At 63.7% G+C, this 24,128-nt stretch carries 24 protein-coding genes and 2 tRNA genes; 13 read left to right on the top strand and 13 right to left on the bottom strand.

What is annotated here, in order from left to right; translation table 11 throughout:
* Positions 1-48: 48 nt before the first annotated feature.
* Positions 49-651, top strand: coding sequence for an alpha-ketoglutarate-dependent dioxygenase AlkB family protein (locus ACFMBG_RS00445; RefSeq protein WP_421052767.1), 603 nt, complete (start codon positions 49-51; stop codon positions 649-651).
* Between the two features lie 84 nt (positions 652-735).
* Here the strand turns inward: ACFMBG_RS00445 and ACFMBG_RS00440 are convergent, their stop codons facing one another.
* Together ACFMBG_RS00440 and ACFMBG_RS00435 are read right to left on the bottom strand one after the other, a co-directional pair.
* Positions 736-1,377 (bottom strand): SH3 domain-containing protein, encoded by a 642-nt coding sequence (locus ACFMBG_RS00440; RefSeq protein ID WP_421052766.1) that lies wholly within the window; start codon positions 1,375-1,377, stop codon positions 736-738.
* Positions 1,374-2,195, bottom strand: a complete 822-nt coding sequence (locus ACFMBG_RS00435; protein ID WP_421052765.1) for an ABC transporter permease — start codon at positions 2,193-2,195, stop codon at positions 1,374-1,376. The genes ACFMBG_RS00440 and ACFMBG_RS00435 overlap by 4 nt, the downstream gene beginning before the upstream one ends.
* Positions 2,196-2,305: 110 nt before the next feature.
* Between ACFMBG_RS00435 and cysQ the strand changes: the two genes are divergently transcribed.
* The 8 genes from cysQ to ACFMBG_RS00395 all read left to right on the top strand — a co-directional run bounded on the left by cysQ (position 2,306) and on the right by ACFMBG_RS00395 (position 11,369).
* Complete coding sequence (cysQ, locus tag ACFMBG_RS00430) at positions 2,306-3,103, top strand: 3'(2'),5'-bisphosphate nucleotidase CysQ (protein ID WP_421052764.1); 798 nt, start codon at positions 2,306-2,308, stop codon at positions 3,101-3,103.
* Positions 3,103-3,903 (top strand): 3-deoxy-manno-octulosonate cytidylyltransferase, encoded by an 801-nt coding sequence (locus ACFMBG_RS00425; protein ID WP_421052763.1) that lies wholly within the window; start codon positions 3,103-3,105, stop codon positions 3,901-3,903. The genes cysQ and ACFMBG_RS00425 overlap by 1 nt, the downstream gene beginning before the upstream one ends.
* A 179-nt stretch (positions 3,904-4,082) precedes the next feature.
* Positions 4,083-4,976 carry a UTP--glucose-1-phosphate uridylyltransferase GalU gene (gene galU, locus ACFMBG_RS00420; protein ID WP_421052762.1) on the top strand — a complete coding sequence of 298 codons (894 nt, stop codon included), beginning with the start codon at positions 4,083-4,085 and terminating at the stop codon, positions 4,974-4,976.
* A gap of 47 nt (positions 4,977-5,023) precedes the next feature.
* Entirely contained in the window at positions 5,024-6,007 is a 984-nt protein-coding gene (gene galE, locus ACFMBG_RS00415; RefSeq protein WP_421052761.1) for a UDP-glucose 4-epimerase GalE, read from the top strand.
* Positions 6,008-6,009: 2 nt separating this feature from the next.
* Positions 6,010-7,050 carry a glycosyltransferase family 2 protein gene (locus ACFMBG_RS00410; RefSeq protein ID WP_421052760.1) on the top strand — a complete coding sequence of 347 codons (1,041 nt, stop codon included), beginning with the start codon at positions 6,010-6,012 and terminating at the stop codon, positions 7,048-7,050.
* Positions 7,051-7,242: 192 nt separating this feature from the next.
* Positions 7,243-8,229 (top strand): glycosyltransferase family 2 protein, encoded by a 987-nt coding sequence (locus ACFMBG_RS00405; RefSeq protein ID WP_421052774.1) that lies wholly within the window; start codon positions 7,243-7,245, stop codon positions 8,227-8,229.
* Complete coding sequence (locus ACFMBG_RS00400; protein WP_421052759.1) at positions 8,226-9,926, top strand: DUF5927 domain-containing protein; 1,701 nt, start codon at positions 8,226-8,228, stop codon at positions 9,924-9,926. The genes ACFMBG_RS00405 and ACFMBG_RS00400 overlap by 4 nt, the downstream gene beginning before the upstream one ends.
* A gap of 6 nt (positions 9,927-9,932) precedes the next feature.
* The gene (locus ACFMBG_RS00395; protein ID WP_421052758.1) at positions 9,933-11,369 is read left to right on the top strand and encodes a nodulation protein NodH; all 1,437 of its coding nucleotides are present in this window, start codon (positions 9,933-9,935) and stop codon (positions 11,367-11,369) included.
* Positions 11,370-11,725: 356 nt separating this feature from the next.
* Here the strand turns inward: ACFMBG_RS00395 and ACFMBG_RS00390 are convergent, their stop codons facing one another.
* From ACFMBG_RS00390 to ACFMBG_RS00355, 8 genes are all read right to left on the bottom strand, one after another.
* The gene (locus tag ACFMBG_RS00390; protein WP_421052757.1) at positions 11,726-12,190 is read right to left on the bottom strand and encodes a PTS sugar transporter subunit IIA; all 465 of its coding nucleotides are present in this window, start codon (positions 12,188-12,190) and stop codon (positions 11,726-11,728) included.
* A gap of 51 nt (positions 12,191-12,241) precedes the next feature.
* Entirely contained in the window at positions 12,242-12,799 is a 558-nt protein-coding gene (hpf, locus tag ACFMBG_RS00385) for a ribosome hibernation-promoting factor, HPF/YfiA family (protein WP_421052756.1), read from the bottom strand.
* A 271-nt stretch (positions 12,800-13,070) separates the two neighbouring features.
* The gene (gene lptB, locus ACFMBG_RS00380) at positions 13,071-13,829 is read right to left on the bottom strand and encodes an LPS export ABC transporter ATP-binding protein (RefSeq protein ID WP_421052755.1); all 759 of its coding nucleotides are present in this window, start codon (positions 13,827-13,829) and stop codon (positions 13,071-13,073) included.
* Positions 13,829-14,341, bottom strand: coding sequence for a lipopolysaccharide transport periplasmic protein LptA (gene lptA / locus ACFMBG_RS00375; RefSeq protein WP_421052754.1), 513 nt, complete (start codon positions 14,339-14,341; stop codon positions 13,829-13,831). The genes lptB and lptA overlap by 1 nt, the downstream gene beginning before the upstream one ends.
* 3 nt (positions 14,342-14,344) lie before the next feature.
* The gene (gene lptC / locus ACFMBG_RS00370) at positions 14,345-14,944 is read right to left on the bottom strand and encodes an LPS export ABC transporter periplasmic protein LptC (RefSeq protein ID WP_421052753.1); all 600 of its coding nucleotides are present in this window, start codon (positions 14,942-14,944) and stop codon (positions 14,345-14,347) included.
* 22 nt (positions 14,945-14,966) lie between these two features.
* Entirely contained in the window at positions 14,967-15,935 is a 969-nt protein-coding gene (locus tag ACFMBG_RS00365; protein ID WP_421052752.1) for a KpsF/GutQ family sugar-phosphate isomerase, read from the bottom strand.
* Positions 15,932-16,546 carry a ribonuclease D gene (locus tag ACFMBG_RS00360; RefSeq protein WP_421052751.1) on the bottom strand — a complete coding sequence of 205 codons (615 nt, stop codon included), beginning with the start codon at positions 16,544-16,546 and terminating at the stop codon, positions 15,932-15,934. Before ACFMBG_RS00360 ends, ACFMBG_RS00365 begins: the two co-directional genes overlap by 4 nt.
* Before the next feature lie 159 nt (positions 16,547-16,705).
* Positions 16,706-16,792 (bottom strand) — tRNA-Leu (locus ACFMBG_RS00355).
* An 83-nt stretch (positions 16,793-16,875) separates the two neighbouring features.
* Between ACFMBG_RS00355 and ACFMBG_RS00350 the strand changes: the two genes are divergently transcribed.
* Together ACFMBG_RS00350 and ACFMBG_RS00345 are read left to right on the top strand one after the other, a co-directional pair.
* Positions 16,876-17,058 (top strand): hypothetical protein, encoded by a 183-nt coding sequence (locus ACFMBG_RS00350; protein WP_421052750.1) that lies wholly within the window; start codon positions 16,876-16,878, stop codon positions 17,056-17,058.
* A 14-nt stretch (positions 17,059-17,072) separates the two neighbouring features.
* Positions 17,073-17,148, top strand: a tRNA-Thr gene (locus ACFMBG_RS00345).
* Positions 17,149-17,359: 211 nt separating this feature from the next.
* On the opposite strand, the gene ACFMBG_RS00340 is transcribed toward ACFMBG_RS00345, so the two are convergent.
* Complete coding sequence (locus ACFMBG_RS00340) at positions 17,360-17,926, bottom strand: PIN domain-containing protein (protein ID WP_421052749.1); 567 nt, start codon at positions 17,924-17,926, stop codon at positions 17,360-17,362.
* Between the two features lie 2 nt (positions 17,927-17,928).
* Positions 17,929-18,390: a helix-turn-helix domain-containing protein gene (locus ACFMBG_RS00335; RefSeq protein WP_421052748.1), complete on the bottom strand. Its 462-nt coding sequence runs from the start codon at positions 18,388-18,390 to the stop codon at positions 17,929-17,931.
* 623 nt (positions 18,391-19,013) lie between these two features.
* On the opposite strand from ACFMBG_RS00335, the gene ACFMBG_RS00330 reads away from it, so the two are divergent.
* Together ACFMBG_RS00330 and ACFMBG_RS00325 are read left to right on the top strand one after the other, a co-directional pair.
* The gene (locus ACFMBG_RS00330) at positions 19,014-21,203 is read left to right on the top strand and encodes a dehydrogenase E1 component subunit alpha/beta (RefSeq protein WP_421052747.1); all 2,190 of its coding nucleotides are present in this window, start codon (positions 19,014-19,016) and stop codon (positions 21,201-21,203) included.
* Positions 21,200-22,234: an ACP S-malonyltransferase gene (locus tag ACFMBG_RS00325; protein ID WP_421052746.1), complete on the top strand. Its 1,035-nt coding sequence runs from the start codon at positions 21,200-21,202 to the stop codon at positions 22,232-22,234. The genes ACFMBG_RS00330 and ACFMBG_RS00325 overlap by 4 nt, the downstream gene beginning before the upstream one ends.
* Positions 22,235-22,480: 246 nt before the next feature.
* Here ACFMBG_RS00325 and ACFMBG_RS00320 read toward each other — a convergent pair whose 3' ends face one another.
* The gene (locus tag ACFMBG_RS00320; RefSeq protein ID WP_421052745.1) at positions 22,481-24,055 is read right to left on the bottom strand and encodes a DUF427 domain-containing protein; all 1,575 of its coding nucleotides are present in this window, start codon (positions 24,053-24,055) and stop codon (positions 22,481-22,483) included.
* Positions 24,056-24,128 lie beyond the last annotated feature (73 nt).

Genomic DNA, 24,128 nt, shown 5'->3' with positions numbered 1-24,128 from the left:
TCAATGCGCTTTTTTGCAGCGGTCTTGGTTAAGGATGGATGAACGGCAATGACCCTGCTGCGCGTGCGCGGATTCGATATCCACAAGGGCTGTCTGGAGCCCGCCCGCCAGGCGGCGCTGATCGAGGCTTTGCGGCCGGTGCTGAAGGCGGCGCCGCTGTTTTCGCCCAAGGTGCCGGGCGGCGGGCAGATGTCGGTGCGGATGACCTCGGCCGGGCAGTTCGGCTGGTATTCGGATGCCTCCGGCTACCGTTATGCAGAGGAGCATCCGTCGGGGCGGCCCTGGCCCGCGATCCCGGAGCCGGTGCTGGAGATCTGGCGGCAGCTGACCGGGCTGGAGCGCGAACCGGAATGCTGCCTGTTGAACTATTACGGCGAGGGGGCCCGGATGGGGCTGCATCAGGACAAGGATGAGGCGGATTTCTCCTACCCCGTGGTGTCCATTTCGCTGGGCGATGACGGGCTGTTCCGGATCGGCAACCGGACCCGTGGAGGCAAGACGGAGTCGGTCTGGCTGAGCTCGGGCGATGTGGTGGTGATGGGCGGCGAGGCGCGGCTGATGTATCATGGGGTGGACCGGATCCGGTTCAAATCCTCCCGCCTCTTGCCCAAGGGCGGGCGGATCAATCTGACATTGCGGGTGGTGACGTGAGGCCGGCGGGGCGCAAAAGTTTTACGGAAAACTTTTGCCAAGACTTTTGAGTAAAAGTCTTGGGCCGGACGCCCAGGGAAATCGCTAGGGAAGAAGTGAGCAGCAGCCGCTCAGAACGCTCAATTGGCCGGTGCCGTGCAGCCGCAGCAGGTCGATCGAGATGCCGTAGGTTCTGTCCGACATGCCGTCCGAGCATTGCTGTGCGGTGAGGGTTCCGAAGAGGCTCACCGGCTCGGGGCTGGACAATGTGCTTTCAGCCCAGCTGACAGCGTGAAAGCCGGATTTGCCGCTGTGGTTCGAGCCAGGTTCGTGCGCCAGCAGCGTGAAGGGGATGTCCGGCCCGTCCGGCGTCTTCAGGTTTGGCGCCTGATCCAGGGTGAGGGACCAGAAGGGTTCGGTGCCGAAGCACTCCAAGGCCTGACCCTGACTGCGCCAGTCATCCCGGGGTTCACGGGCGAGATACCGCAGAGCGGCCCATCCTGAACGCTCGCCGCTGTTCACCAGGCCCCATTTGCCGCTGTCATCCGCCTGCACGACCTCAACCCCGGATTGGCCTGGCGCCAGGCTGCCCACGATACTGGCACTGGCCGAGGGGGCGCTGCGGATATTGAGCACGTCATCCGCCGCAACACCGGTGACGCTGTGGAGCGCTGGGAACTCCTGCGCCGCGCCCGGCAGTGCCGCGCAGGCCAGCCAGAAAAGGGCGGCCGCGAGGTGCAGCCTCACCGCCGCGCGCTCCAGCTGATGGAGACATGGCGGCGGGTGTAGAATTCGCCCATCAGACCGATCACGGTCAGCACCAGCGCCACCCAGGCCGCATATTGCCAGCTGCTGAAATGCGGGTTGTAGTTGATGAAGACAAACCCGCGCGACTGGTCGATGCAGTGAAACAGCGGGTTCCAGTCGAACATGGCCAGCATGAAGCTGGGCAGGGTATTGGCCAGGAACATCTTGCCCGACGCAATCATATTGGCGCGCGAATAGACCATCGTCAGGATGCTGACCAGATTGGGCGCCCAAGGTTTCAGCACCAGAAACACCAGCCCCACCGCCGCCCCGGTGACCCAGGCCAGCAGCACCATGCCGAAAGCGGCAATCGGCTCCTCGATATGCAGGGGCGTGAAGGCGACATGGTAGACGAACAGGATGATGAACAGCGACAGGACCTGGATATAAAGCGCGCCGATGGCTGCGGACAGAATAGCCACCATCGTGTTCATCGGCGCGTGCTGCATCATCGGGCTGCTTGGCCCCTCGGCGCCGGCGACGGCGCTGACGGTCTTGGTGTGCACCAGGAACAGGAAGATGCCGGACATCACATAGAGCAGGAAATCACCGCGGATGGCAGAGCCGCGCAGCCCCAGCAGAGCAAACATCACGTAAAACGCGGCCACAAAGAGAACCGCCTGCAGAATGTTCAGGCCAAGGGCGGCAAAAGCGTTGTTATGCTTGGACCGGACGCTGCGCACGACCGAGTGGAACACCACCTCTGTGAGGGCGACAAATCCGGAGATCCAGGATTGCTGCGTGCGCTGCTGAAACATGAGACCTGCATTCTCTGCTCGAATCCGATGCGGCTGCTTGCCGTTCTGCTGTCTGCGCATCATAAGAGGCGAGAGGCAAATTTTCAATTAAACCCGACAGGGAGGTCCGCGTGACTTATGAAGACCTGGTGCCCGTGATCCGCCGCCTGGCCATCGAGGCCGGCGCAAAGATCATGGAGATCTACAATTCCGACGATTTCGGCGTGAAGGTGAAATCCGACGAGAGCCCGGTAACCGAAGCGGATGAAGCGGCGGATGCGCTGATTTCGGCAGGCCTGCGGGCGGCGTTCCCGGACATGATGCTGGTCACCGAGGAGCAGGCGGCCTCGCACAGCGCGCGCGGCGACACCTTCCTGATCGTCGATCCGCTGGACGGCACCAAGGAATTCATCCACCGCCGCGGCGATTTCACCGTCAATATCGCGCTGGTGGAGAAGGGCGTGCCGACCCGCGGCGTGGTTTATGCGCCGGCCAGGGAGCGGATGTTCTTTACCCTGGCGGATGGCAGCGCGGTTGAGGAAACCGGCGCGTTCGATCCCGGAACCATCGGGGAAACCCGCCCGATCCGGGTGGCCGACAGCGACAATTCCGCGCTGATGGTGGTGGCCTCGAAATCGCACCGGGATCAGGCAACCGACGATTACATCGGCAAGTACAGCGTGAAGGACAGCAAGAGCGCAGGCTCCTCGCTGAAATTCTGCCTGGTGGCCACCGGCGAGGCGGATATCTACCCGCGCGTCGGCCGCACCATGGAGTGGGACACCGCCGCCGGTCACGCGGTGCTCGCGGGCGCTGGCGGCAAAGTGGTGCGTTTTGACGATCATTCCCCGCTGATTTATGGCAAAGAGGGCTATGCGAACCCGTTCTTCATCGCCTATGCACCAGCCGTGGAACTGAAGAAAGCCTGATGTCTGTCCTGATTGTCATCCCCGCCCGCTATGCCTCGACCCGTTACCCCGGCAAGCCGCTGGTGCCGCTGACCGGGGCCACCGGCGAAAAGCGCACTCTGGTGGAGCGCTCCTGGCGGGCGGCCTGCTCGGTGCAGGGCGTGGACCGGGTGGTGGTGGCGACGGATGACGATCGCATCAAGGACGCGGCGGAGGCGTTCGGCGCCGAGGTGGTGATGACCTCGCCGGAATGCGCCAACGGCACCGAACGCTGCGCCGAGGCGCATGCGGCGCTGGGCGGCGGCTATGAGATCGTGGTGAACCTGCAGGGCGATGCGCCGCTGACCCCGCATTGGTTCGTCGAGGATCTGGTTGCCGGCCTGCGCGATGCGCCCGAAATGGAGCTGGCGACGCCGGTGCTGCGCTGCAATGGCGAGACGCTGAACAGCCTGCTGGCCGACCGCAAGGCGGGCCGGGTCGGCGGCACCACGGCGGTGTTTGCCGAAGACCGCAGCGCGCTCTATTTCTCCAAGGAGGTGGTGCCCTATTGCGGCAAAACCTACGCGGATGGCGAAAACACGCCGGTCTATCACCATGTCGGCGTATATGCCTACCGGCCGGATGCCCTGGCGGTGTATTCTGGCTGGCGGACCGGTCCGCTGGAGAATCTGGAAGGTTTGGAGCAGCTGCGGTTCCTGGAGAACGGGCGCAAGGTGCTGTGTGTCGAGGTTGAGGCGCGCGGGCGTGAGTTCTGGGAGCTGAACAATCCCGAGGATGTCCCCCGTTTGGAATCCATGATGAAGAAAATGGGGCATGAGTGAGTAGAATATGGTAATGAGTACAAGAACAGACGGACAGCCGCTGCAGTGCGGCAGCTGGAGGCAGCGGGCAGCTGCTTTACAATTTGTTGGAAAGAGCCGGGCATGATGCGCGCAAGCTTCCCCGCGCGTGATGCGGGACTGAGCCGTCAAGTCTGGAATTTGAGCATTGAGAGAACGCCATGCGCAAAAAAGTAACTAAGGCAATTTTCCCGGTTGCAGGCCTGGGGACACGGTTCCTGCCGGCGACGAAGTCCGTCCCGAAAGAGATCATGACTCTGGTCGACCGGCCGCTGGTGCAATACGCCATCGACGAGGCGCGCGCGGCCGGGATCAAGGAGTTCATCTTTGTCACCTCGCGCGGCAAGGGTGCGCTGGAAGATTATTTCGACCATTCGCCGGTTCTGGAACAGGAGCTGCGCAAGAAGGGCAAGGACGACCTGCTGGAAATCCTGAAGAGCACCGACATGGAATCCGGTGCCATCGCCTATCTGCGGCAGCACAAGGCGCTGGGCCTGGGCCATGCGGTCTGGTGCGCCCGCCGGCTGATCGCCAACGAACCCTTTGCGGTGATCCTGCCGGATGACGTGATCGCGGCTGAAAAGCCCTGTCTGCAGCAGATGGTCGAAGCCTACGAGGAAACCGGCGGCAACATGGTTGCGGCGATGGAAGTGCCGCCGGAGAAGACCTCGTCCTACGGTGTGCTCGACGTGAAAGAGGACATGGGCCAGGTGGTTTCCGCCAACGGCATGGTGGAAAAGCCGAAAGCCGGAGAGGCGCCGTCGAACCTGGCGGTGATCGGCCGTTATATCCTGGCGCCGTCGGTGCTGAAGAACCTCAACAAGATGAAGCAGGGTGCGGGCGGCGAGATCCAGCTGACCGACGCGATTGCCGAGGACATCGCCAAGGACGTGCCGGTTTACGGCTACCGCTTCCGCGGCCAGCGGTTCGACTGCGGCTCCAAGGCGGGCTTCCTGCAGGCGACCGTTGCCTTTGCGCTGGCGCGCGATGAGCTGCGGGACGACCTGATGAACTACATCACCGAAATCGCGCAGGTCGGAAAGGCCGCGCAGTAACCACTCTGGCCGCCCCTCCGGGGGCGGCCCAGCATGGGGCAGAGACAGTGACTAATATCCTTGTGACCGGCGGTGCCGGATACATCGGTTCGCATGCCTGCAAGGCACTCAAGGCGGCGGGCTATACTCCAGTAACCTATGACAACCTGGTCACCGGCTGGCAGGATGCGGTCAAGTTCGGCCCCTTCGAGAAGGGCGATCTGAACGACCGCGCCCGGCTGGATGAGGTGTTTGCCAAGTACCAGCCTGCTGCCGTGATGCATTTCGCGGCGCTGAGCCAGGTCGGCGAGGCGATGAGCGAGCCGGGCCGCTACTGGGCCAACAACACCGGCGGCTCGCTGAACCTGGTTGAGGCCGCGGTGGCCGCGGGCTGCCTGGACTTCGTGTTCTCCTCGACCTGCGCCACCTATGGCGAGCATGACAATGTGGTGCTGGATGAAAACACCCCGCAGCTGCCGCTGAATGCTTATGGCGCCTCCAAACGCGCGGTGGAGGATATCCTCAAGGACTTTGGTGCCGCGCGTGGGCTGCGCTCGGTGATCTTCCGCTATTTCAACGTGGCGGGTGCCGATCCCGAGGCCGAGGTGGGCGAGTTCCACCGTCCCGAGACCCATCTGGTGCCGCTGGTTCTGGATGCGGTTGCGGGCAAGCGCGATGCGCTGACCATTTTCGGCACCGACTACGATACCCCGGACGGGACCTGCATCCGCGATTATGTGCATGTCTGCGACCTGGTGGACGCGCATGTGCTGGGGCTGAAGTGGCTGGAAGACGGCAACGGCAGCCAGGTGTTCAACCTGGGCACCGGCTCGGGCTTCTCGGTGCGCGAAGTGATGGACAAGGCCGAGGCGGTGACCGGGCAGAAAGTGCCTTGCAACACCGGCCCGCGCCGGGCGGGTGACTGCACCAAGCTGGTGTCCGGCTCGACCCGGGCAGTGACCGAGTTGGGCTGGGAACCGCGGCGGTCCACCCTGGAGGTGATGATCTCCGATGCCTGGAAATGGCATAAGACGGGCCATTACGAGGCCTGAGCATGACTGGCCCCGCCGCCCCTGATCTGCCGCCGCTGGGCCTGACCGGGGCCTACCGGATGCGGTGGAAGCGGCGGCGGATGCTGTGGCGGGCCTTGCGCGCCCGCCGCCAGATGGCCAAGGCGGCGGACCGCACCGCGCAGATCCCCCAAGAGGGGGTTCTGGTCTTCCTCGTGCTGCGTAACGAGATCACCCGGCTTCCTTACTTCCTGGACTACTACCGGCGCTTGGGTGCGGTGCATTTTCTGGCCGTGGACAATGGCAGCGATGACGGCAGTGCTGAGCTGCTGGCGGCGCAGCCGGATGCCTCGCTGTGGCGCGCTGAAGGCAGTTACCGGGACACGCGATTTGGTCTCGACTGGCTGGGCTGGCTGCTGATCCGGTACGGCCACGGGCGATGGTGCCTGACCGTGGATGCGGATGAGCTGCTGGTCTATTCCGGCATGGAGGATCACGGGCTGGGGGCCCTGACGCAGCGGCTGGAGCAGGATGGCCGCGACGGCTTTGGCGCGCTGATGCTGGATCTGTATCCCAAAGGGCCGCTGGGGGCGCAGAGCTATGCGCCGGGGCAAAATCCGTGCGAGCTGCTGCAATGGTTCGATGCCGGGCCTTACCGGGCGGTGCGGCAGCAGCCGATGGGCAACCTGTGGGTGCAGGGCGGTGTGCGGGAGCGGGTGTTTTTCCCGCAGGAGCCGGAGCGGTCGCCGACGCTGAACAAGATTCCGCTGGTCCGCTGGAACCGGCGCTTTGCCTATATAAACTCAACCCATTCGCTGCTGCCGCGGCGGCTGAATGCGCTGTATGACGGACCGGGCGGTGCGGCGCCGTCAGGGGTGCTGCTGCACACGAAGTTTCTGCCGGAGATTGTTTCCAAATCCAGAACGGAGAAACAGCGCCGGCAGCATTTCCACACGCCGCAGCAATTCGACAGCTACTATGACAGGATCGCAGGGGCGCCGGATCTGTGGCATTCCGGGTCCGAACGGTACAAGGAACCCGAGCAGCTGGCGCGGCTGGGCCTGATGACACCGCTTGCCTGGTGAGGCGGCCGGCGGCCGCAGACTGTTGCAGCCGGGCCGTAGGGCCGCGTAACCGTTTCTAAATCCGTTGTTAATAGACTGTGCCCGTGACATATTGTGCGGAAACTTGCGGCAGGCCCACGGCGGTCTGGCCAGGCGGGCGCGCTCCCTGGAAAATGGTTTGGAGTGAACGTGGGGCTTTGGGATTCTTACCGGATGCGGTTGCGGCGCAAGCGGCGGCTTGTCCGCGCGGTGCGCAAATCCGGTGAGCTGAGGCCTGTTCAGGACAACACCCGCGCCATCCGCCCCGGCGATATCCTGCTGGTCTGCACCATGCGCAACGAGCAGATCCGGCTGCCTTATTTCCTGCAGTATTACCGCGGCCTCGGCATCAATCATTTCCTGTTCGTGGACAATGGCTCCACCGATGGCACCGCGGAGTATCTGCGCGGGATGGAGGACGTCTCGCTGTGGCACACCACGGCGAGCTACAAGCGCGCAGGCTTTGGCATCGACTGGATGAACTATCTGAAGCGCAAATACGCGCATGACCACTGGGTGCTGGTGGTCGACCCGGATGAGTTCTTTATCTACCCGTTCTGCGACACGCGGCCGATCCGGGCGCTGACCGACTGGCTGGACAATTCGGCGATCCGCAGCTTCTCAGCGATGCTGCTGGATGTCTATCCCAAGGGCCGGATTGACGAGGTGCCCTATCAGGCGAGGCAGAACCCGCTGGAGATTGCCCATTGGTTCGACAGCGGCAACTACACCATCAGCCGCAACCCGGAATACGGCAACCTGTGGATCCAGGGCGGGCCGCGGGCGCGGGTGTTCTTTGCCGATCAGCCGAGGAAGGCGCCGGCGCTGAACAAGATCCCGCTGGTGAAATGGCACCGCCGCTATGCCTATGCCAGCTCCACCCATGCGCTGCTGCCGCGCGGGCTGAACCAGGTCTATGAGACGGACGGCGGCGAAAAGGCCAGCGGCGCGCTGCTGCATACCAAGTTCCTCGATACCTTCAGCGCCAAGGCGCAGGAGGAGCTGGTGCGCGGCCAGCATTATGCCGGCTCGGTGGAGTACAAGGCCTATGCCGGCAAGCTGTCGGAGCAGCCGGAGCTGTGGTGCAAGTGGAGCGAGAAATACATCAACTGGCGCCAGCTTGAGATCCTGGGGCTGATGTCCAAGGGGAACTGGGCATGAGCACGGTTGGGGTTGTCATGCTGGTCCACACCGCGCTGGAGCGGGCGGAGCAGGTGGCCCGGCACTGGACCGCCAGCGGCTGCCCGGTGGTGCTGCATGTGGACAGCCAGGTGGACCGCCAGGTGTTCCGCCGTTTCAGGGAGGCGCTGGACGGCAATCCGCTGATCCGCTTTTCCACCCGCCACCGCTGCGAGTGGGGCACCTGGGGCATCGTTGCCGCCTCGCAAGCCGCGTCCGAGGTGATGCTGGCGGAGTTTCCCGGCGTCCGCCATGTCTACCTCGCCTCGGGCTCCTGCCTGCCGCTGCGCCCGGTGCAGGAGCTGATCGATTACCTGGCGGCCCGTCCGCGCACCGATTTCATCGAAAGCGCCACCACCGCGGATGTGCCCTGGATTGTGGGCGGCTTGAGCCAGGAGCGGTTCACCCTGCGGTTCCCGTTCTCCTGGAAGAAGCACCGCTACCTGTTCGACCGCTACGTCGAGCTGCAGCGCAAGCTGCGCATCAGGCGCCGGATCCCGGCCGGGCTGGTGCCGCATATGGGCAGCCAGTGGTGGTGCCTGACCCGGCAGACCCTGTCGGCGATCCTGGAGGACCCGGAACGCCCGGTCTATGACGCCTATTTCCGCAAGGTCTGGATCCCGGACGAAAGCTATTTCCAGACCCTGGTGCGGCAGTATTCCAGCAATATCGAGAGCCGCTCGCTGACGCTCAGCAAGTTCGATTTCCAGGGCAAGCCGCATATCTTCTATGACGATCATCTGCAGCTGCTGCGCCGGTCCGACTGCTTTGTCGCGCGCAAGATCTGGCCGCATGCGGAACGGCTCTATCAGGCGTTTCTGACCGACACCGCCGGGGCGATGAAACGGACAGAGCCGAACCCCGGCAAGATCGACCGGATCTTTGCCAAGGCGGTGGAGCGGCGCACCCGCGGCCGGCCCGGCCTGTACATGCAGAGCCGGTTTCCCGGGCACGGGTCGGAAAACGGGATCACCTCCAGCCCCTATTCGGTGTTCCAAGGCTTTACAGAGCTGTTCGAGGACTTTGAGACCTGGCTGGCCCGGACAACCGGGGCCCGGGTGCACGGGCATATCTTTGCGCCGGAAGGGGCGGAATTCTCCCAGGGGCAGAGCCTGGTCAATGGCTGTCTCAACGGCAGTCCCAAGGTGCGCGACTACAATCCGGAAAGCTTCCTCACCAGCCTGATCTGGAACACCCGCGGCGAGCGCCAGTGCTTTCAGTTCGGGCCGCGCGACAATCAGGCGGTGAACTGGCTGGTGGCGCGGGATGCAAATGCGCAGGTCTCGGTGATCAGCGGCGCCTGGGCGGTGCCGCTGTTCAAGTCCAACCGCGACTTCGCGGCGCTCCGGCAGGAGGCGGCGCGGCTGCAGCAGATCGAGGCGGAGCAGCTGAAGATCCTGCGCTCGCAATGGACCAAGGCGCGGGTGCGGATCTGGAGCATGGCGGAATTTGCCGAGGCGCCGATGGAACCGTTGCAGACCATCATCGACGAAATCGGCCCGGTGGCGGCCCGGCACCTGAGCGAGGCTCCGAAGATGACGGATCTTGATGGCTTTGGCCAGTTCCTGCAGAATTTGAAGAACCAGGGCATGCACCCTTACCTGATGGGGGATTTCCCGGTCGGGCAGACCCCGGTCAGCCTCTCCAAACCGCAGCGCAAACCCTATCTGGTGCGATAACTTCCGATGTCCTCTCCCTCCTTCGATTACTTTGTTGTCTTTGCCGAAATGCGGACCGGGTCCAATTTTCTGGAGACCAATCTGAATGCCTTTGACGGGCTCACCTGCCATGGCGAGGCCTTCAACCCGCATTTCATCGGCTACCCGAATACGGATCAGATCCTGGGGGTGACACAGGCCATGCGCGAGGCCGGTCCGGCGCGGCTGATCCAGGAGATCAAGGCGCAGCCGGGGGTGCTGGGGGGCTTCCGCTATTTTCATGACCATGATCCGCGGGTGCTGGATCTGATGCTGGAGGATCCGCGCTGCGCCAAGATCGTGCTGACCCGCAATCCGCTGGACAGCTACGTGTCGTGGAAGATTGCCCAGGAGACGGGGCAGTGGAAGCTGACCAATGTGCACCGCCGCAAGGAGGCCAAGGCACGGTTTGATGCGGCGGAATTTGCCGCCCATGTGGAAACGCTGCAGGATTTCCAGGTGACGCTGCTGAACCGGCTGCAGATGCTGGGCCAAACGGCGTTCTATGTGGCTTATGAGGATCTGCAGAGCGTTGCGGTGATGAACGGGCTGGCCCGCTGGCTGGGAGCGGCGCAGCAGCTGGAGGCGCTGGATGAGAGCCTGAAGCGGCAGAATCCGGCGCCGGTGGTGGCCAAGGTGGCCAATCCCGGCGAGATGCAGGACGCGCTGTCGGGCCTGGACCGGTTCAACCTGACCCGCACGCCGAACTTCGAGCCGCGCCGCGGGCCGGCGGTACCCGGTTATGTGGCAGGCGTGGTGACGCCGCTTCTGTACCTGCCGCTGAAGGGCGGGCCGGAGGCGGAGGTCATGCACTGGATGGCGGGGCTGGACCGGGTTGCGCCGGACGGGCTGATCCGGGGCATGAACCAGAAACAGCTGCGGCAATGGAAGCGCGGCAACAAGGGGTTCCGCAGTTTCACCGTGCTGCGGCATCCGGCGGCGCGGGCGCATGCGGTGTTCTGCCGCCGGATCCTGAATGCCGGCGAGGGCAGCTTCCGGCAGATCCGCAACACGCTGCGGCGGCAGTTCGGGCTGGCGGTGCCGGAGGCGGGCCCGGACGAGGGGTATACCCGGGCGCAGCACCGGGAGGCGTTTGCAGCCTTCCTGGAGTTCGTGCGGGCCAGCCTGGCGGGCCAGACCTCGATCCGGCTGGACGCGGAGTGGGCCAGCCAGAGCCAGGCGCTGGAGGGCTTTGCCGGCGTCGGGGTGCCGGACCTGCTGATCCGCGAGACGGAGATGGCAGAGGATCTGCCGGCCCTGGCGCGGAAACTGGGGCGGATGGAGCCTGCGCCGGTGCCGGCTGCGGCGCCGGAGCGGCCATATGCGCTGGACGATATCTACGACGCAGAGCTGGAGGCGCTGATCGCTTCGGTTTATCAGCGCGACTATCTGGCGTTTGGCTTCGGGCCCTGGCGCGAAGACTGATCCGGCATCCTTGAGGCAGGCGGGGCCCTCCCGCGCCCGCAGGATGATTGGCTGCGCCAAACACCCTTGGCGGCCTTGGGCCCGGCGCCGCACAGAGTGCGGCGCGGCGGCTGGCGCTGGGCTGGGTGCTGACACTCAGACCGGGCCAAAGGGCGCTGCCGCATGGGGCGGGGCCGCAGGCCCTGGCCCATGCCCGGCCCAACGGGAAGAGTGCCGCCGGACGGCGGCCGATGACGGGCGGGAGCGCTTGCGGAAACGGCGCAGTGTCAGCCGGTGACCGCACCTATGGATCTGCGGCTGCATGCTGCCCGGCTGGCCAGCAGAACGATCGTGCGTGTTGAGGTGCGGTGCGGGGGTCAGGCGGCCTGGACCGACTGACCCTCGGTCAGGATGGTGTACAGCGTCGCCGGGTCGTGGTTGGCGCGCAGCTTGGTGCAGAAGCTTTGCTCCCGCAGGGTGCGCGACACCAGCGCCAGGGCCTTCAGATGTTCGACACCGGCATCCTCCGGCGCAAACAGGGCAAAGGCGATATCCACCGGCTGGCGGTCGACGGCGCCGAAATCCAGCGGTTTCTCAAGGATCAGGAAAACGCCGCAAACCTCGCTGATGCTGTCGAGCCGGGCGTGGGGCAGGGCGACGCCATGGCCGACCCCGGTGGGGCCGAGGCTCTCGCGGTCCAGCAAGGCCTCAACGGTGGACTGGGCGTCCAGCCCATAGGCAGACTGAGCAATATCTGCGACTTCCTGGAACAACCGCTTCTTGCTCGAGACCGCTCCGATAACCCGGACGGCCTCTGGCTTGAGGATGCTGGAAATCTGCATGTGTCTGCTCCGTTCCGGCGCCCCGTTGGGGCGCCGATGCCTTAGATGTGTTTACGGATCGATCCAGCCGATGTTGCCGTCGTCGCGGCGGTAGACCACATTCAATCCGTCCTTGCCTTCGTTGCGGAAGACCAGAACCGGGGCGCCTGCAAGCTCCATCTGCATCACCGCTTCCCCGACCGACAGCGACGGAATGCGGGTTTCCATTTCGGCGACGATGATCGGTTGCAGCGAGTCCGGTTCGGTATCCGCTTCCTCAGAGGCGAGGATATACGAGTTGGCGCCCAAATGTTCAACCGGCTCGCTGCGGTCCTTGTGGTGATCCTTCAGACGGCGTTTGTAGCGGCGCAGCTGCTTTTCCATTTTTTCGCAGCAGGCCTCGAATGCGGCATAGATCTCCGTTGCATGCGCCTTGGCCTGAGCGCTCAGCCCGGTCGACAGATGGACGGTGGCTTCACACACATATTCATGCGCCGAACGGGAAAAGACCACAGCCGCGTCGGTCGGGCGTTCGGCATATTTCTGCACGGCCGAACCCAGCTCGTTCTGCACGTGGGTTTGCAGAGCTTCACCGATGTCGATCTGTTTTCCGCTGATTTTATAACGCATGTGATCTCCTTCACAATTTATTGCGGCCGGGCCCGCCGCCAAGACAATAGCTTGGCGTTGTCACGTCAGGTCCGGAACCGGGGGGCAGGCCAGCCGTCCGGGTGCATCCATCCGGGCCCTGTCCCCAAGGCTGTTAAGCGGATTGCATCGGACTGCGCGTATGCCATGGGTCAATTCGACGGCAAGACAGCGGGAGAGTCAATGGATATCGCAGAAAAAGAACTCAGTCTTTCCGGCAGATTGTCCAGTTGCCCGCCGCCTGCGCAACGGCTCAGGAGATGCGGAAATTGTCGCCCAGATAGACCCGGCGGACGTTCTCGTTTTCCACCACTTCCTCGGGGCTGCCGGACATCAGAACCTGGCCGTCGTGGAGGATATAGGCGCGGTCGACGATCTCCAGCGTTTCGCGCACGTTGTGGTCGGTGATCAGCACGCCGATGCCGCGCTTCTTGAGATCGGCCACCAGATGGCGGATGTCGCCGACCGAGATCGGGTCAACGCCGGCAAAGGGTTCGTCGAGCAGCAGGTACTTGGGATCGGCGGCCAGGCAGCGGGCGATTTCGACCCGGCGGCGCTCACCGCCGGACAGCGCCAGCGCGGGCGCGCGGCGCAGGTGCTCGATCGAGAAGTCCGACAGCAGCTCTTCCAGCCGCTCGCGGCGCTTGTGCTCGTGCTTTTGCGAGATATCCAGCACGGCGGAGATGTTGTCCTCCACCGACAGGCCGCGGAAGATCGACATTTCCTGCGGCAGATAGCCGATGCCGAGCCGCGCGCGGCGGTACATCGGCAGGCCGGTCACGTTCTGGCCGTCGATGCTGACGGTGCCCGCTTCGGGAAATACCAGGCCGGCAATGGCGTAAAAGCTGGTGGTCTTGCCGGAGCCGTTGGGGCCCAGCAGCGCCACCACCTCGCCGCGGTTCAGCGACATCGAGACATCCCGGATCACCACCCGCTTGCGGTAGGATTTGCGCAGTCTCTCGATACGCAGCCCGGAGGAGCCTTCGGTCACGGTCAGGTTGGGTTTCGCCATCAGTTGCGCCCGCCGTTGGGGTTCAGAATGGTCTTCACCCGGCCGTCCATCTGGGCGGTGCCCGAGGTCAGGTTCACCTCCAGCCGGTTCGAGGCCAGGGTGCCGCTTTCCTGGCTGAGCAGCACATTACCGGTCATCACGATGGTGCCCTTGTCGATGGTGTACTCGGCGTGCTCTGACTCGGCGGCGTCGGGGCCGCTGACCAGCACCACATTGCCGGTCGCCTCAAGCTTTTCGATGCCGGCCTTGGCATCGCTGTCGTCCGCGGTCTTGTAAATCACCAGCACCTTGTCGGCGGACAGCCGCATGATGCCCTGCACAATGAGGACATTACCGGTGAATTCGGCGGATCCGTCGGCCTGGTTGACCGCCAGATTGTCGGCGGTGACTTCGACGGGCTGGCTGGGGTCGGCCTTGACGGCGCCAAAGGCGACGGAGGCCGTTTGCGCTGCCGCGAGGCCGGGAAATACCGCCAGCGGCAGGCAGAAAATCAATGCGCGCAAATAGGACACAGGTTATCTTTCCGGTTGCTGGGGATCGTATATCAGCTTCACCCCGTTTTTGAACAGCATATGGACAGGGCCGCCTTCGGTTTTAACGCCAATGCGCATGTTCCCTGCGGTCAGTTCGCCGATTGCGCCGGTGGCGCGGACCGGGCCTGGGCTGTCGGCCTCCAGCCCGCTGAGTGCGGTGTTCAGCTCCTCGGTCTCGACCACAAGCCCGTCGGCGGAGGTGATTGTCACGTTGCCGGTGAACCGCGCCATGTCCTGGCCCGGGTGAATGGCGCCGGTCTCGGACGCCAGGGTGATCCGGCCGCCCCCGGCAAGCCGGATGTCGGCGGACAGATCGCTGGCAACCGCCGGGGTGCCGTCGCCGCCGGGACGCGCCAGCGCGGCGGTGACCATGATCTCATCCCCGCCCGCAGTGGTGCCGGAGAAGAAGGGCGCGGTGACCTGCTGGCCTTTCATCCGGTCCTCGATCTCCTTTTGCGCAAAGGGGATCACCGCCTCGGTGTTCACCCCCCGCGAGATCAGGAACAGGGTGGACATCAGAACCAGGGCCGCCAGCGGCAGCAGCACCTTGAGATAGGCAACGGCTCTGGAATGGCTGTCCATTGTCAGCTCCCCCTGGCCCAAGTCAGCCCAGGCCTGCGCGCAGGCAGTCGTGGATGTGCAGGAGGCCCTCGGCCTTCTGCCCGTTGTCCGGATCGACCACAAACAGGCAGGTGATCTTGCGCTGGTTCATCACCGCGACCGCCTCCTGCGCCATGGCGCCGGGGGCGATGGTGGCGGGGCCGGTGGTCATCACCTCCGCCGCGGTCTTGTTCAGCAGCCCGTCCATGTGGCGGCGCAGGTCGCCGTCGGTGATGATGCCGGCCAGAGAACCGTCGGCGGCTGCCACGCCCGCGACGCCAAAGCCCTTCTGGCTGATTTCGATCAGCGCGTCGGCCATCGGGGTGTCCTCGCCCACCAGCGGCAGGGCATCGCCCGCATGCATCAGGTCGCGCACTTTGCTGAGCTGCGCGCCCAGCTTGCCGCCCGGGTGGAAATCACGGAAGTTCTCCGGGCGGAAGTCGCGGTGCTTCATCAGCGCAATCGCCAGCGCATCGCCCATCGCCAGGGTGAGCGTGGTGGAGATCGACGGCACCATGCCAAAACCGCAGGCCTCGCCCAGCGAGGGGATCTGCAGGTGCACATCCGACTGCTTCATCAGGGTGCTGTCCATCTTGCTGGACAGCCCGATCAGCGGAATCGCAAAGCGGCGGGTGAAGGCCAGCAGGTTGGCCAGCTCCGGCGCCTCGCCCGAGTTGGAGATTGCCAGCACCACGTCGCCTTCGGACAGCATGCCCAGGTCGCCGTGGCTGGCCTCGGCCGGGTGCACGAAATAGGCCGGCGTGCCGGTGGAGGCCAGTGTGGCGGCGATCTTGTGGCCGATATGGCCGGACTTGCCGATGCCGCTGACGATGATGCGGCCCTTAGCCTGCAAAATCAGCTGCACCGCTTCGGCAAAGCGCTCGTCCAGGCTCTCGGCCAGGGTGTTCAGCGCCTGCGCCTCATCGGTGATCACCTGCCGCGCGGTGACGAGGAATTTTTCTGCGTCGGTCATGAGTGGGCAAAGATGTCCGTTTCGGGCCAGCCGGCCAGGTCCAGCTTGGCGCGCATGGGGAGGAAGTCGAAGCAGGCCTGGGCCATCTCAGTGCGGCCCTCGCGGGCCAGCCGCTTGTCCAGCGCCTCGCGCAGCTTGTGCAGGTGCAAGACGTCCGAGGCGGCATAGTCGAGCTGCGCCTCGGTCAGCTCTTCGGCGCCCCAGTCGCTCATCTGCTGCTGTTTGGAGATGTCGATGCCCAAGAGCTCCTGGGTCAGGTTCTTGAGACCATGGCGGTCGGTGTAGGTGCGCACCAGGCGGCTGGCGATCTTGGTGCAGTAAACCGGTGCCGCCAGGGCGCCGAAGGCGTGGTACATGGCGGCAATGTCGAACCGGCCGAAATGAAACAGCTTCAGCACACTCGGGTCTTCCAGCATCCGGCACAGGTTGGGGGCCGCGGTCTGGCCCTTTTCCACCTGCACGATGTGCGCATCGCCGTCGCCGCCCGACATCTGGATCACGCAGAGCCGGTCGCGGTGCGGGTTCAGCCCCATGGTCTCGCAGTCGATGGCGACAACGGGACCGAGGTCCAGCCCGTCGGGCAGGTCGTTTTTGTACAGGTGGTTGGCCACTGGAATTCCCTTTTGATGATCACCGCGCCGGCAAGTGCTGGGGAGGAGATAGGCGCTTTAGCCCTTAAACTCAACTGCGCCGGGGCAAGCTGGTTTACGCGGGCAGAGACACAGGCGCGCCCGTCAGCCGGTGCGGTTCGGATTATACATGCCGGGGAATGGTGCCCAGGAGAGGACTCGAACCTCCACGTCCATACGGACACTAGCACCTGAAGCTAGCGCGTCTACCAATTCCGCCACCTGGGCAGGTGTCGTGGAACCGGCGTATAAGGTGGTTTTCAAGGGGCGTCAAACGGAAATAACGTGCTGAGTGCTAGGTTTCCGGGGATTTGCAGCTGAACCTGCAAATGGCTTCCTTCCCGCAGGTATGGCTGCGCGGAATGTCCGCCGGTTTGCACCGCGCCCCGCCGTTTCAAGGGCACGCACTGATGCAGAGTAATGCATTGGGAGATCGTGCGATGCTGCTGCAGGAGATTAAAGCGACTCTGGACAACGGAGGCCTGCGCGGTTAAAGGACGCGTCGCGTGCCTCAATAGCTCAGCTGGTAGAGCAGGTCCTTCGTAAGGACAAGGTCGGGGGTTCGAGTCCCTCTTGAGGCACCACTTTATCAATGAAAATTGAGTGAAATTAGAGACTTAAGTTTGTCACTGTCCTTCCAGCCCCATTAAGGGGCCCAATTGCGCTTGCTGATACCTGCGCGTTCCGAAATGGCTCAAATCATTCAGCGAGAAGGTGCCGGGCACCAACTAAGCAGCAGTGTTCGGATAACACCCGGCCTGCCATCAGGCAGCTTGAGTGCTAGGTGTTCTAGTTTCAGAGGAACGGTTCGTATTCGTCCAAGATGCTCGCTGTTTCGGTCAGGCCAACTTGCTCGCATTTCAAGATTAAGGCGCTGGCTGAGATTTTGGGATCCGCAAAACGCTCACGCATTCTTCTAAGGTGCGAGACGGCTTCTATCTCCGACAGCTCTATCGTGTGGGCAAAAAGATGGTCCGGAGTGACCACCTCAATTTCATGAGTATCCAAAACATCACTAGGAAAGTCTTTGAGATTGTCGGTTACAATCTGTGCTGCACGAGCTTTTATCGCCGCGGCAAGGACGTGCCGGTCATCATCATCGGGCAAAGTCAGTCTCGCCTGGGCTTCGAGTGAAATCTCAACTTCAGCTTCGGGGAAGGCTGCTTCGATCCTAGCCCTTTGCAGCTTCACCTTTTCCGCTCCAATCCGCTTACCTAGGTTGCGCTCAAATTCCTCCAGGATCTGTTTCGACCACCGAGGCCGGAAAAAGCCGCCCTCGGCAAGGGTTAAGGCTATGTTACGATGCAAGGCACCAAAAAGAACGTTTGCATCCAGTATGACTGTGAATCTGTTCGCAACCACAGTTAGATTTGCCCTAAATTGGCGTCTTCTCGCGCTAACGCTTCCAGCGCAGCTGAACGTTCACTATCCCGCTGATCCTTGTAGGCAAAAAGATCCTCCGCTTTGATGCGCCTATGCCTCCCAACCTTGGTGTATGAAATGGCATCCTTCTCTAAGAGCTTGATCAAGAAGGGGCGCGATACATTGAGGAAATCTGCTGCTTGCTGGGTCGTCAGTTCTGCTTTGTATGGAATGACGTGGAACCCCCTACCGCTCGAGATCAGCCGAAGAATGGATAGGAAGGTTTCAGCGATGCTTGGGGTCAGAACAACATCAGAAGTCTTACCCTTTCTGTCCGCAAACTTGATGCGCGGCTCTTGCCCGCCATCTTCCATTGCCGAGGCTAAAATTTCGCGGAGTTGGTCAGCGTTTTTTATGTCAATTTCTGTTGGCAGCCGGTTATCGAATGCTTGTTGGGCCGTCATTATTAGTCCTCCTAGCCTGCCTCATATATGGGCCTATTCGAAATATTCGCAATGGTGTTATACGGGGCCTAAGGTTAAGCCATTGTTAGAAGAATCAATTTTCTTGGGCCTGTGTCCTTCTGGACTCACAAAGACCGACGGGTAGAGCCGCAGAGCGCAACTGTCCGACTTTGGGCTGGGCGCCCTGGCCGCCCTTCATGCGGCGCAAGCCAGGTCATTTCTTTGTCCAGCCAGATCAGGAGCGAACCGCGCTTCCTGAGCGCATCGTTGTAGCTGGACCAATTCGTCGTGCGGTAGCGGGCAGGTGAGCGGTGCGCTGGGCCGCCGTGCCGGCGCAGTTGCGGCAGAGTGACCGCGATGGCCGCCCTTTTCCTGTGCTGCCGGGCTGGTGACCTGTCCTGATCAAGGCTGCCCCGCGCGATAGCTTCCGTGCGGGGCAAAGGGTGCAGGTCACTACTAGCCTGGTTCTGCCGGTTTGCCAGCTGTCCCACGCTGATGTGAAGGTTCGGACTGATTCAGCTGCTTGCCATTCCATTTCGGAATGGCAGCAGTACGCAATCTCATTGGCGTTGGACGAAGGTTTCGCGGATAACTGCACACAGCAATTGTTCCAAGGAGGCCGCATGGACCGCGCCCAGATCGTGCATCAGAATTTCCTGGACCGGGTTCAGGCCGGGAGCCTGCCTGCAGGTGCCGCGCCTGCAGGGCCGCTTGGTGCGGCGGAGGCCGTTGGCACCTTTCGCGCGCAGGTCCTGAGCCGGGCGCTGGATCTGACCAGCCGGGCGATGCAAAAGGCGGGGGAGGGGTTTTACACCATCGGCTCCTCCGGGCATGAGGGCATGGCGGCGGTGGCGCGGGCGTTGCGTCCGGCCGATATGGCGTTTCTCCACTACCGTGACGCGGCGTTTCAGATTGCCCGCGCGGACCAGGTGCCGGGGCAGCGGATTGCCTGGGACATGCTGCTGTCCTTTGCCTGCTCCAGCGAGGATCCGACCTCGGGCGGGCGGCACAAGGTGCTGGGCTCCAAGGCGCTGATGATCCCGCCGCAGACCTCGACCATTGCCTCGCATCTGCCCAAGGCGGTGGGGGCGGCCTATTCCATCGGCGCGGCCAAGCGGCACCAGCCGGAGCATCAGGTGCTGCCGGAGGATGCCATCGTCATGTGCTCCTTCGGCGATGCATCCGCCAATCACTCGACCGCGCAGGGGGCGATCAACACGGCAGGCTGGACCTCGGTGCAGTCGACGCCGCTGCCGCTGCTGTTTGTCTGCGAGGACAACGGTATCGGCATTTCGACCAAGACGCCGAAGGGCTGGATCGAGGCCTCGATGGCGGGGCGGCCCGGCATCCGGTACTTCAAGGCCGACGGGCTGGATATCTACAACGCCTATGCGGTGGCGCAGGAGGCGGCGGAATATGTGCGGACCCGCAAGAAACCTGCTTTTCTGCATTTGCGCACCGTGCGGCTGTACGGCCATGCCGGGGCGGATGTGCCCACCACCTATATGGCGAAGGCAGAGGTGGAGGCGGATGAGGCCAATGATCCGCTGTTGCATTCGGTGCGGCTGCTGAAGGAGGCAGGCGCGTTGCAGTCGGCGGAAGCGCTGAAGATCTATACGGACACTTGCGCGCGGGTGGAGCGGATCCGGGCTGAGGCGGTGACGCGGCCGCATTTGAAAACCGCAGAGGATGTCGTGGCCAGCCTGATCCCGCCGAAGCGGCAGTGTGCGCCGACCAATGGCCCCAGTGCCGAGGTGCGCGCGGAGGCCTTTGGCAGCGACATGCGCGCGATGGAGGAGCCGCAGCCGATGTCGCGGCTCATAAACTGGGCGCTGACCGACCTGATGCTGGAGCACGGCGAAATCGCCATGATGGGCGAGGATGTGGGCCGCAAGGGCGGGGTTTATGGCGTCAGCCAGAAGCTGCAGCAGCGGTTCGGGCCGGACCGGGTGATTGATACTTTGCTGGATGAGCAATCGATCCTGGGGCTGGCGATTGGCATGGGGCACAACGGCTTTCTGCCCATCCCGGAGATTCAGTTCCTCGCATACCTGCACAACGCGGAGGACCAGCTGCGCGGCGAAGCGGCGACCTTGCCGTTTTTTTCCAACGGGCAGTTCTCCAACCCGATGGTGCTGCGGATTGCCGGTCTGGGCTACCAGAAGGGCTTTGGCGGCCATTTCCACAACGACAACTCGCTGGCGGTGCTGCGCGATATTCCGGGGCTGGTGATTGCCTGCCCGTCGGACGGGGCCGAGGCGGCGATGATGATGCGCGAGGCGGTGCGGCTGGCGCGCGAGGAGCAGCGGGTGGTGGTCTTTGTCGAGCCCATTGCGCTCTATCCGATGCGGGATCTGCACGAGGCCAAGGATGGCGGCTGGATGCGGACCTACCCTTCGCCAGACCGGCGCATTGGGTTGGGCGAGGTTGGAGTGCATGGTGAGGGTGCGGATCTGGCCATCGTGACCTATGGCAACGGGCGGTACCTTTCCACCCAGGCGCAGGCAGAGCTGGCGGCGCAGGGCGTGAAGGCCCGGATTGTGGACCTGCGCTGGCTGGCGCCCTTGCCGGAGGCGGCGCTGCTGGAAGCCGTCAAGGGGTGCAAGAACGTGCTGATAGTCGATGAATGCCGCATCACCGGCAGCCAGTCGGAGGCGCTGATGGCGCTGTTTGCGGAGCAAAGCGAAATCCCTACGGCGCGGATCGCCGCCAGCGATTGCTTCATTGCAACCGGGCCTGCCTATGGCGCTACGCTGCCGTCGAAGGACAGCATCATTGAGGCTGCATTGAAGCTGGCAGGAGGCAAAAAATGACCCGCACCGCTGTTCTGATCTGCCCGGGCCGGGGCACCTACAACAAGGCGGAGTTGGGGTATCTTCACCGCCATCATGCGGACAAGGCGGCGCTGTTTGCGGGCTTTGACGCACAGCGCCAGGATGCCGGGCAGGAAGAGGTCACGGCGCTGGATGGCGCCACCCGGTTTTCGGTGTCGAAATACTCCCGCGGAGATATTGCCTCGCCGCTGATCTATGCGTCCGCACTGGCGGATGCGCAGTCGCTGGCGGAGGATATCGAGGTGGTTGCGGTGACCGGCAACTCGATGGGCTGGTATATCGCGCTGGCGGCGGCCGGGGCGCTGAGTGCGGCGGACGGGTTCGAGGTGGTGAACACCATGGGCACGCTGATGCAAGAGCAGCTGATCGGCGGCCAGCTGGTCTATCCCTTTGCCGGGCCGGATTGGCAAAATGATCCCGCGCGCAAGGCGGAGCTGCTGGCGCTGGCGGCAGAAATCAATGCGCGCGAGGGGCATGATCTGGGGCTTTCAATTGATCTGGGCGGGCTGCTGGTGCTGGCCGGCAATGAGGCCGGACTGGCGGCATTTGAGGCGGCAGTGCCTGTGATAGAGGAGCGGTTTCCGATGCGGCTGGCCAACCATGCAGCGTTTCATACCGCGCTGCAGGCGCCGGTGGCGGCAGAAGGGCGCAAGCGGCTGAGGGCGGAGATGTTCACCCAGCCGGCGGTGCCGCTGATCGACGGGCGCGGGCAGATCTGGTGGCCGGGTGCGACGGACACACGGGCCCTGTGGAACTACACGCTGGGGCATCAGGTGGTGGAGGCCTATGATTTCACCCGTGCGGTGCAGAATGCGGCCTTGGAGTTTGCGCCGGATCTGTTCATCGTAACCGGCCCCGGCACAACGCTGGGAGGCGCGGTGGCGCAGTCGCTGGTGCAAGGCGGCTGGCAGGGAATGACTGGCAAGGAGGCCTTCAAGGCGCGCCAGGCGAAGGACCCGCTGCTGGTCTCCATGGGGGATGAGGCGCAGCGCGGGGTTGTGACCGGTTGAGTGCGGCGCAAGGGGGAGAGCTCCCGCGCCTGTTGCCTGCATCGAAGATGCCGGCAAAGCAGCCTTGGGCGTGGCCCTGCCCTGCGGGCAGGGCGCAAGGGGTTCTGCCGAGAAGGCCTTCAGGGGCAGGCTTGCCCTGAAGGCCCGTTTCCAGTGTTGCTGCTCATCCCCGCCTCAAGGGTGAACCGCGCCAAAGCGCGGCGGCTGCGCCGCCCTTGACCCGCGGCAGAACAGGCGGAAGCGGGGTTATTCGGCGGCGGCTTGCGGTTCGGTTCTGGCCGGGATGGCATAGCAGGTCACCGGCTGGGAAACATTGTGCAGGCTGACTGCGCCGAGAGGTATCCCCTGCGCCGGATCTTTCAGAATGTCACAGCTGACGACGACCGGATAGTCGACCCTCTTGCCGTAATCGCCCAGCCGGGCCGCGATATTGGCGGCCTGGCCGATCACCGTGAAGTCCAGCCGCTCCCGCGAGCCGACGTTGCCATAGGTCACCCGGCCATAGGCGATGCCGATGGCGGCTTCGCAGCGGTGGCCGTCTTCCTCGCCCGCGATTTCCTCCAGCCGGGCGACGATGGCGCGGGCGCTGTCCAGCGCCTGGGTGCGCGCCTTTTCAGGGTCGCTGCCGGCCGGGAACACCGCCAGCACCGCGTCGCCGATGAACTTGAGCACCTCGCCGCCGTGATCATGCACGATGGTCGAGGCGGTCTCGAAGAACTGGTTCAGAAGCGCGATATAGTCCTGGCGGCCTAGCTGCTCCTCCAGCCGGGTTGAGCCGCGCAGGTCGCAGAACATGATGGCAGCGTCGATCTCGTCGCCGTCGCCGCGGCGAATCTCGCCGCCAAGCACCCGGGCACCGGTGCGCTTGCCGACGTAGGTTTCCAAGAGCGACTGGGCGTTTTCGCGCTGCATGAAGATCTCATAGTAGCGGGCAATCACGTCGGAGCATTCGAAGATCAGCCCCAGGTTGGCGGTGGAGAAGCCGTTCGGGTGGTCGCTGGTCAGGGTCAGCACATTGATGCGCCCGTCGGAGAACCGCAGCGGCATGGCGACATAATCGGTGGCCCCCTCCTTGCGCAGGTCTTCGAGGATCGGAAAGGCGTCGTCCGAGCAGCAGCTGCCGAGCCGGTGGCGCACCCCGCCCAGGCCGTTGGACACATGCCGCAGCGGGCTGTTCTGGTAGGCCGGGTGGTCGTGAATTTCGTAAGACGGCGCGTAGGTGGTGACCTCGCCGGTCTTCCTTTGCCAGATATAGTTCTTGCCTGCGATCATCGGGTGCAGCGACCAGGCCATGACCGCGAGGCGGGAGAGGTGAATGCCCTGTTCCACGAATTTCTCTGCCAGGGCGGCGGTGAGCTCTTCCGGGGTTGGCACCAAGGCGGCATCGCGCAGCAGCCAGTCGATCACTGGGCCGGAGATATTGCCGTAGTCCGGCATCTCCACCTTGTTCCGGCCCAGGTCGAATTCAGCCTCTGCGCCGGGCATGAAACCGATATGGCCGGAAATCGCCGCGGCCTCGGGCATCGCGTCCTCATAGGCCCAGACACCGTTTTGCACGCGGTCGCCGGGCAGCAGGATGTCGCGGTAGCTGGCGGTGCCTTTGAACGGGCAAAACGTCTGCAGGTCGGTATGGGGGGAGAGCGGCGCGGTGACGTCTTCTGCCGGGAAGTAGATCGCCGGGGGAAGGCGGGTTTCATACATCACCTTGGCGTGGGTGCTTTGCGCCAGGATGATGCCGTTGCGCCGGGCAGTTACCAAGCCGTGCAGCGGCTCGACGACAATACCGTAGCCCCGGTTGCGGGTCTGCACCTGTACATCCATCCCTGAGGTCCTTGTCCTTGTGGCGGCATCCAGGACCGGCCGGCATAGGCCGGTTCTGCTCTATCTGGTGTTT

The sequence above is a fragment of the Leisingera coralii genome, from assembly GCF_049056525.1.
GTDB classification, from domain to species: Bacteria; Pseudomonadota; Alphaproteobacteria; order Rhodobacterales; family Rhodobacteraceae; genus Leisingera; species Leisingera coralii.
Note: the sequence above shows the minus strand (reverse complement) of the source record. Positions and strands in the feature narration are given on the sequence as shown.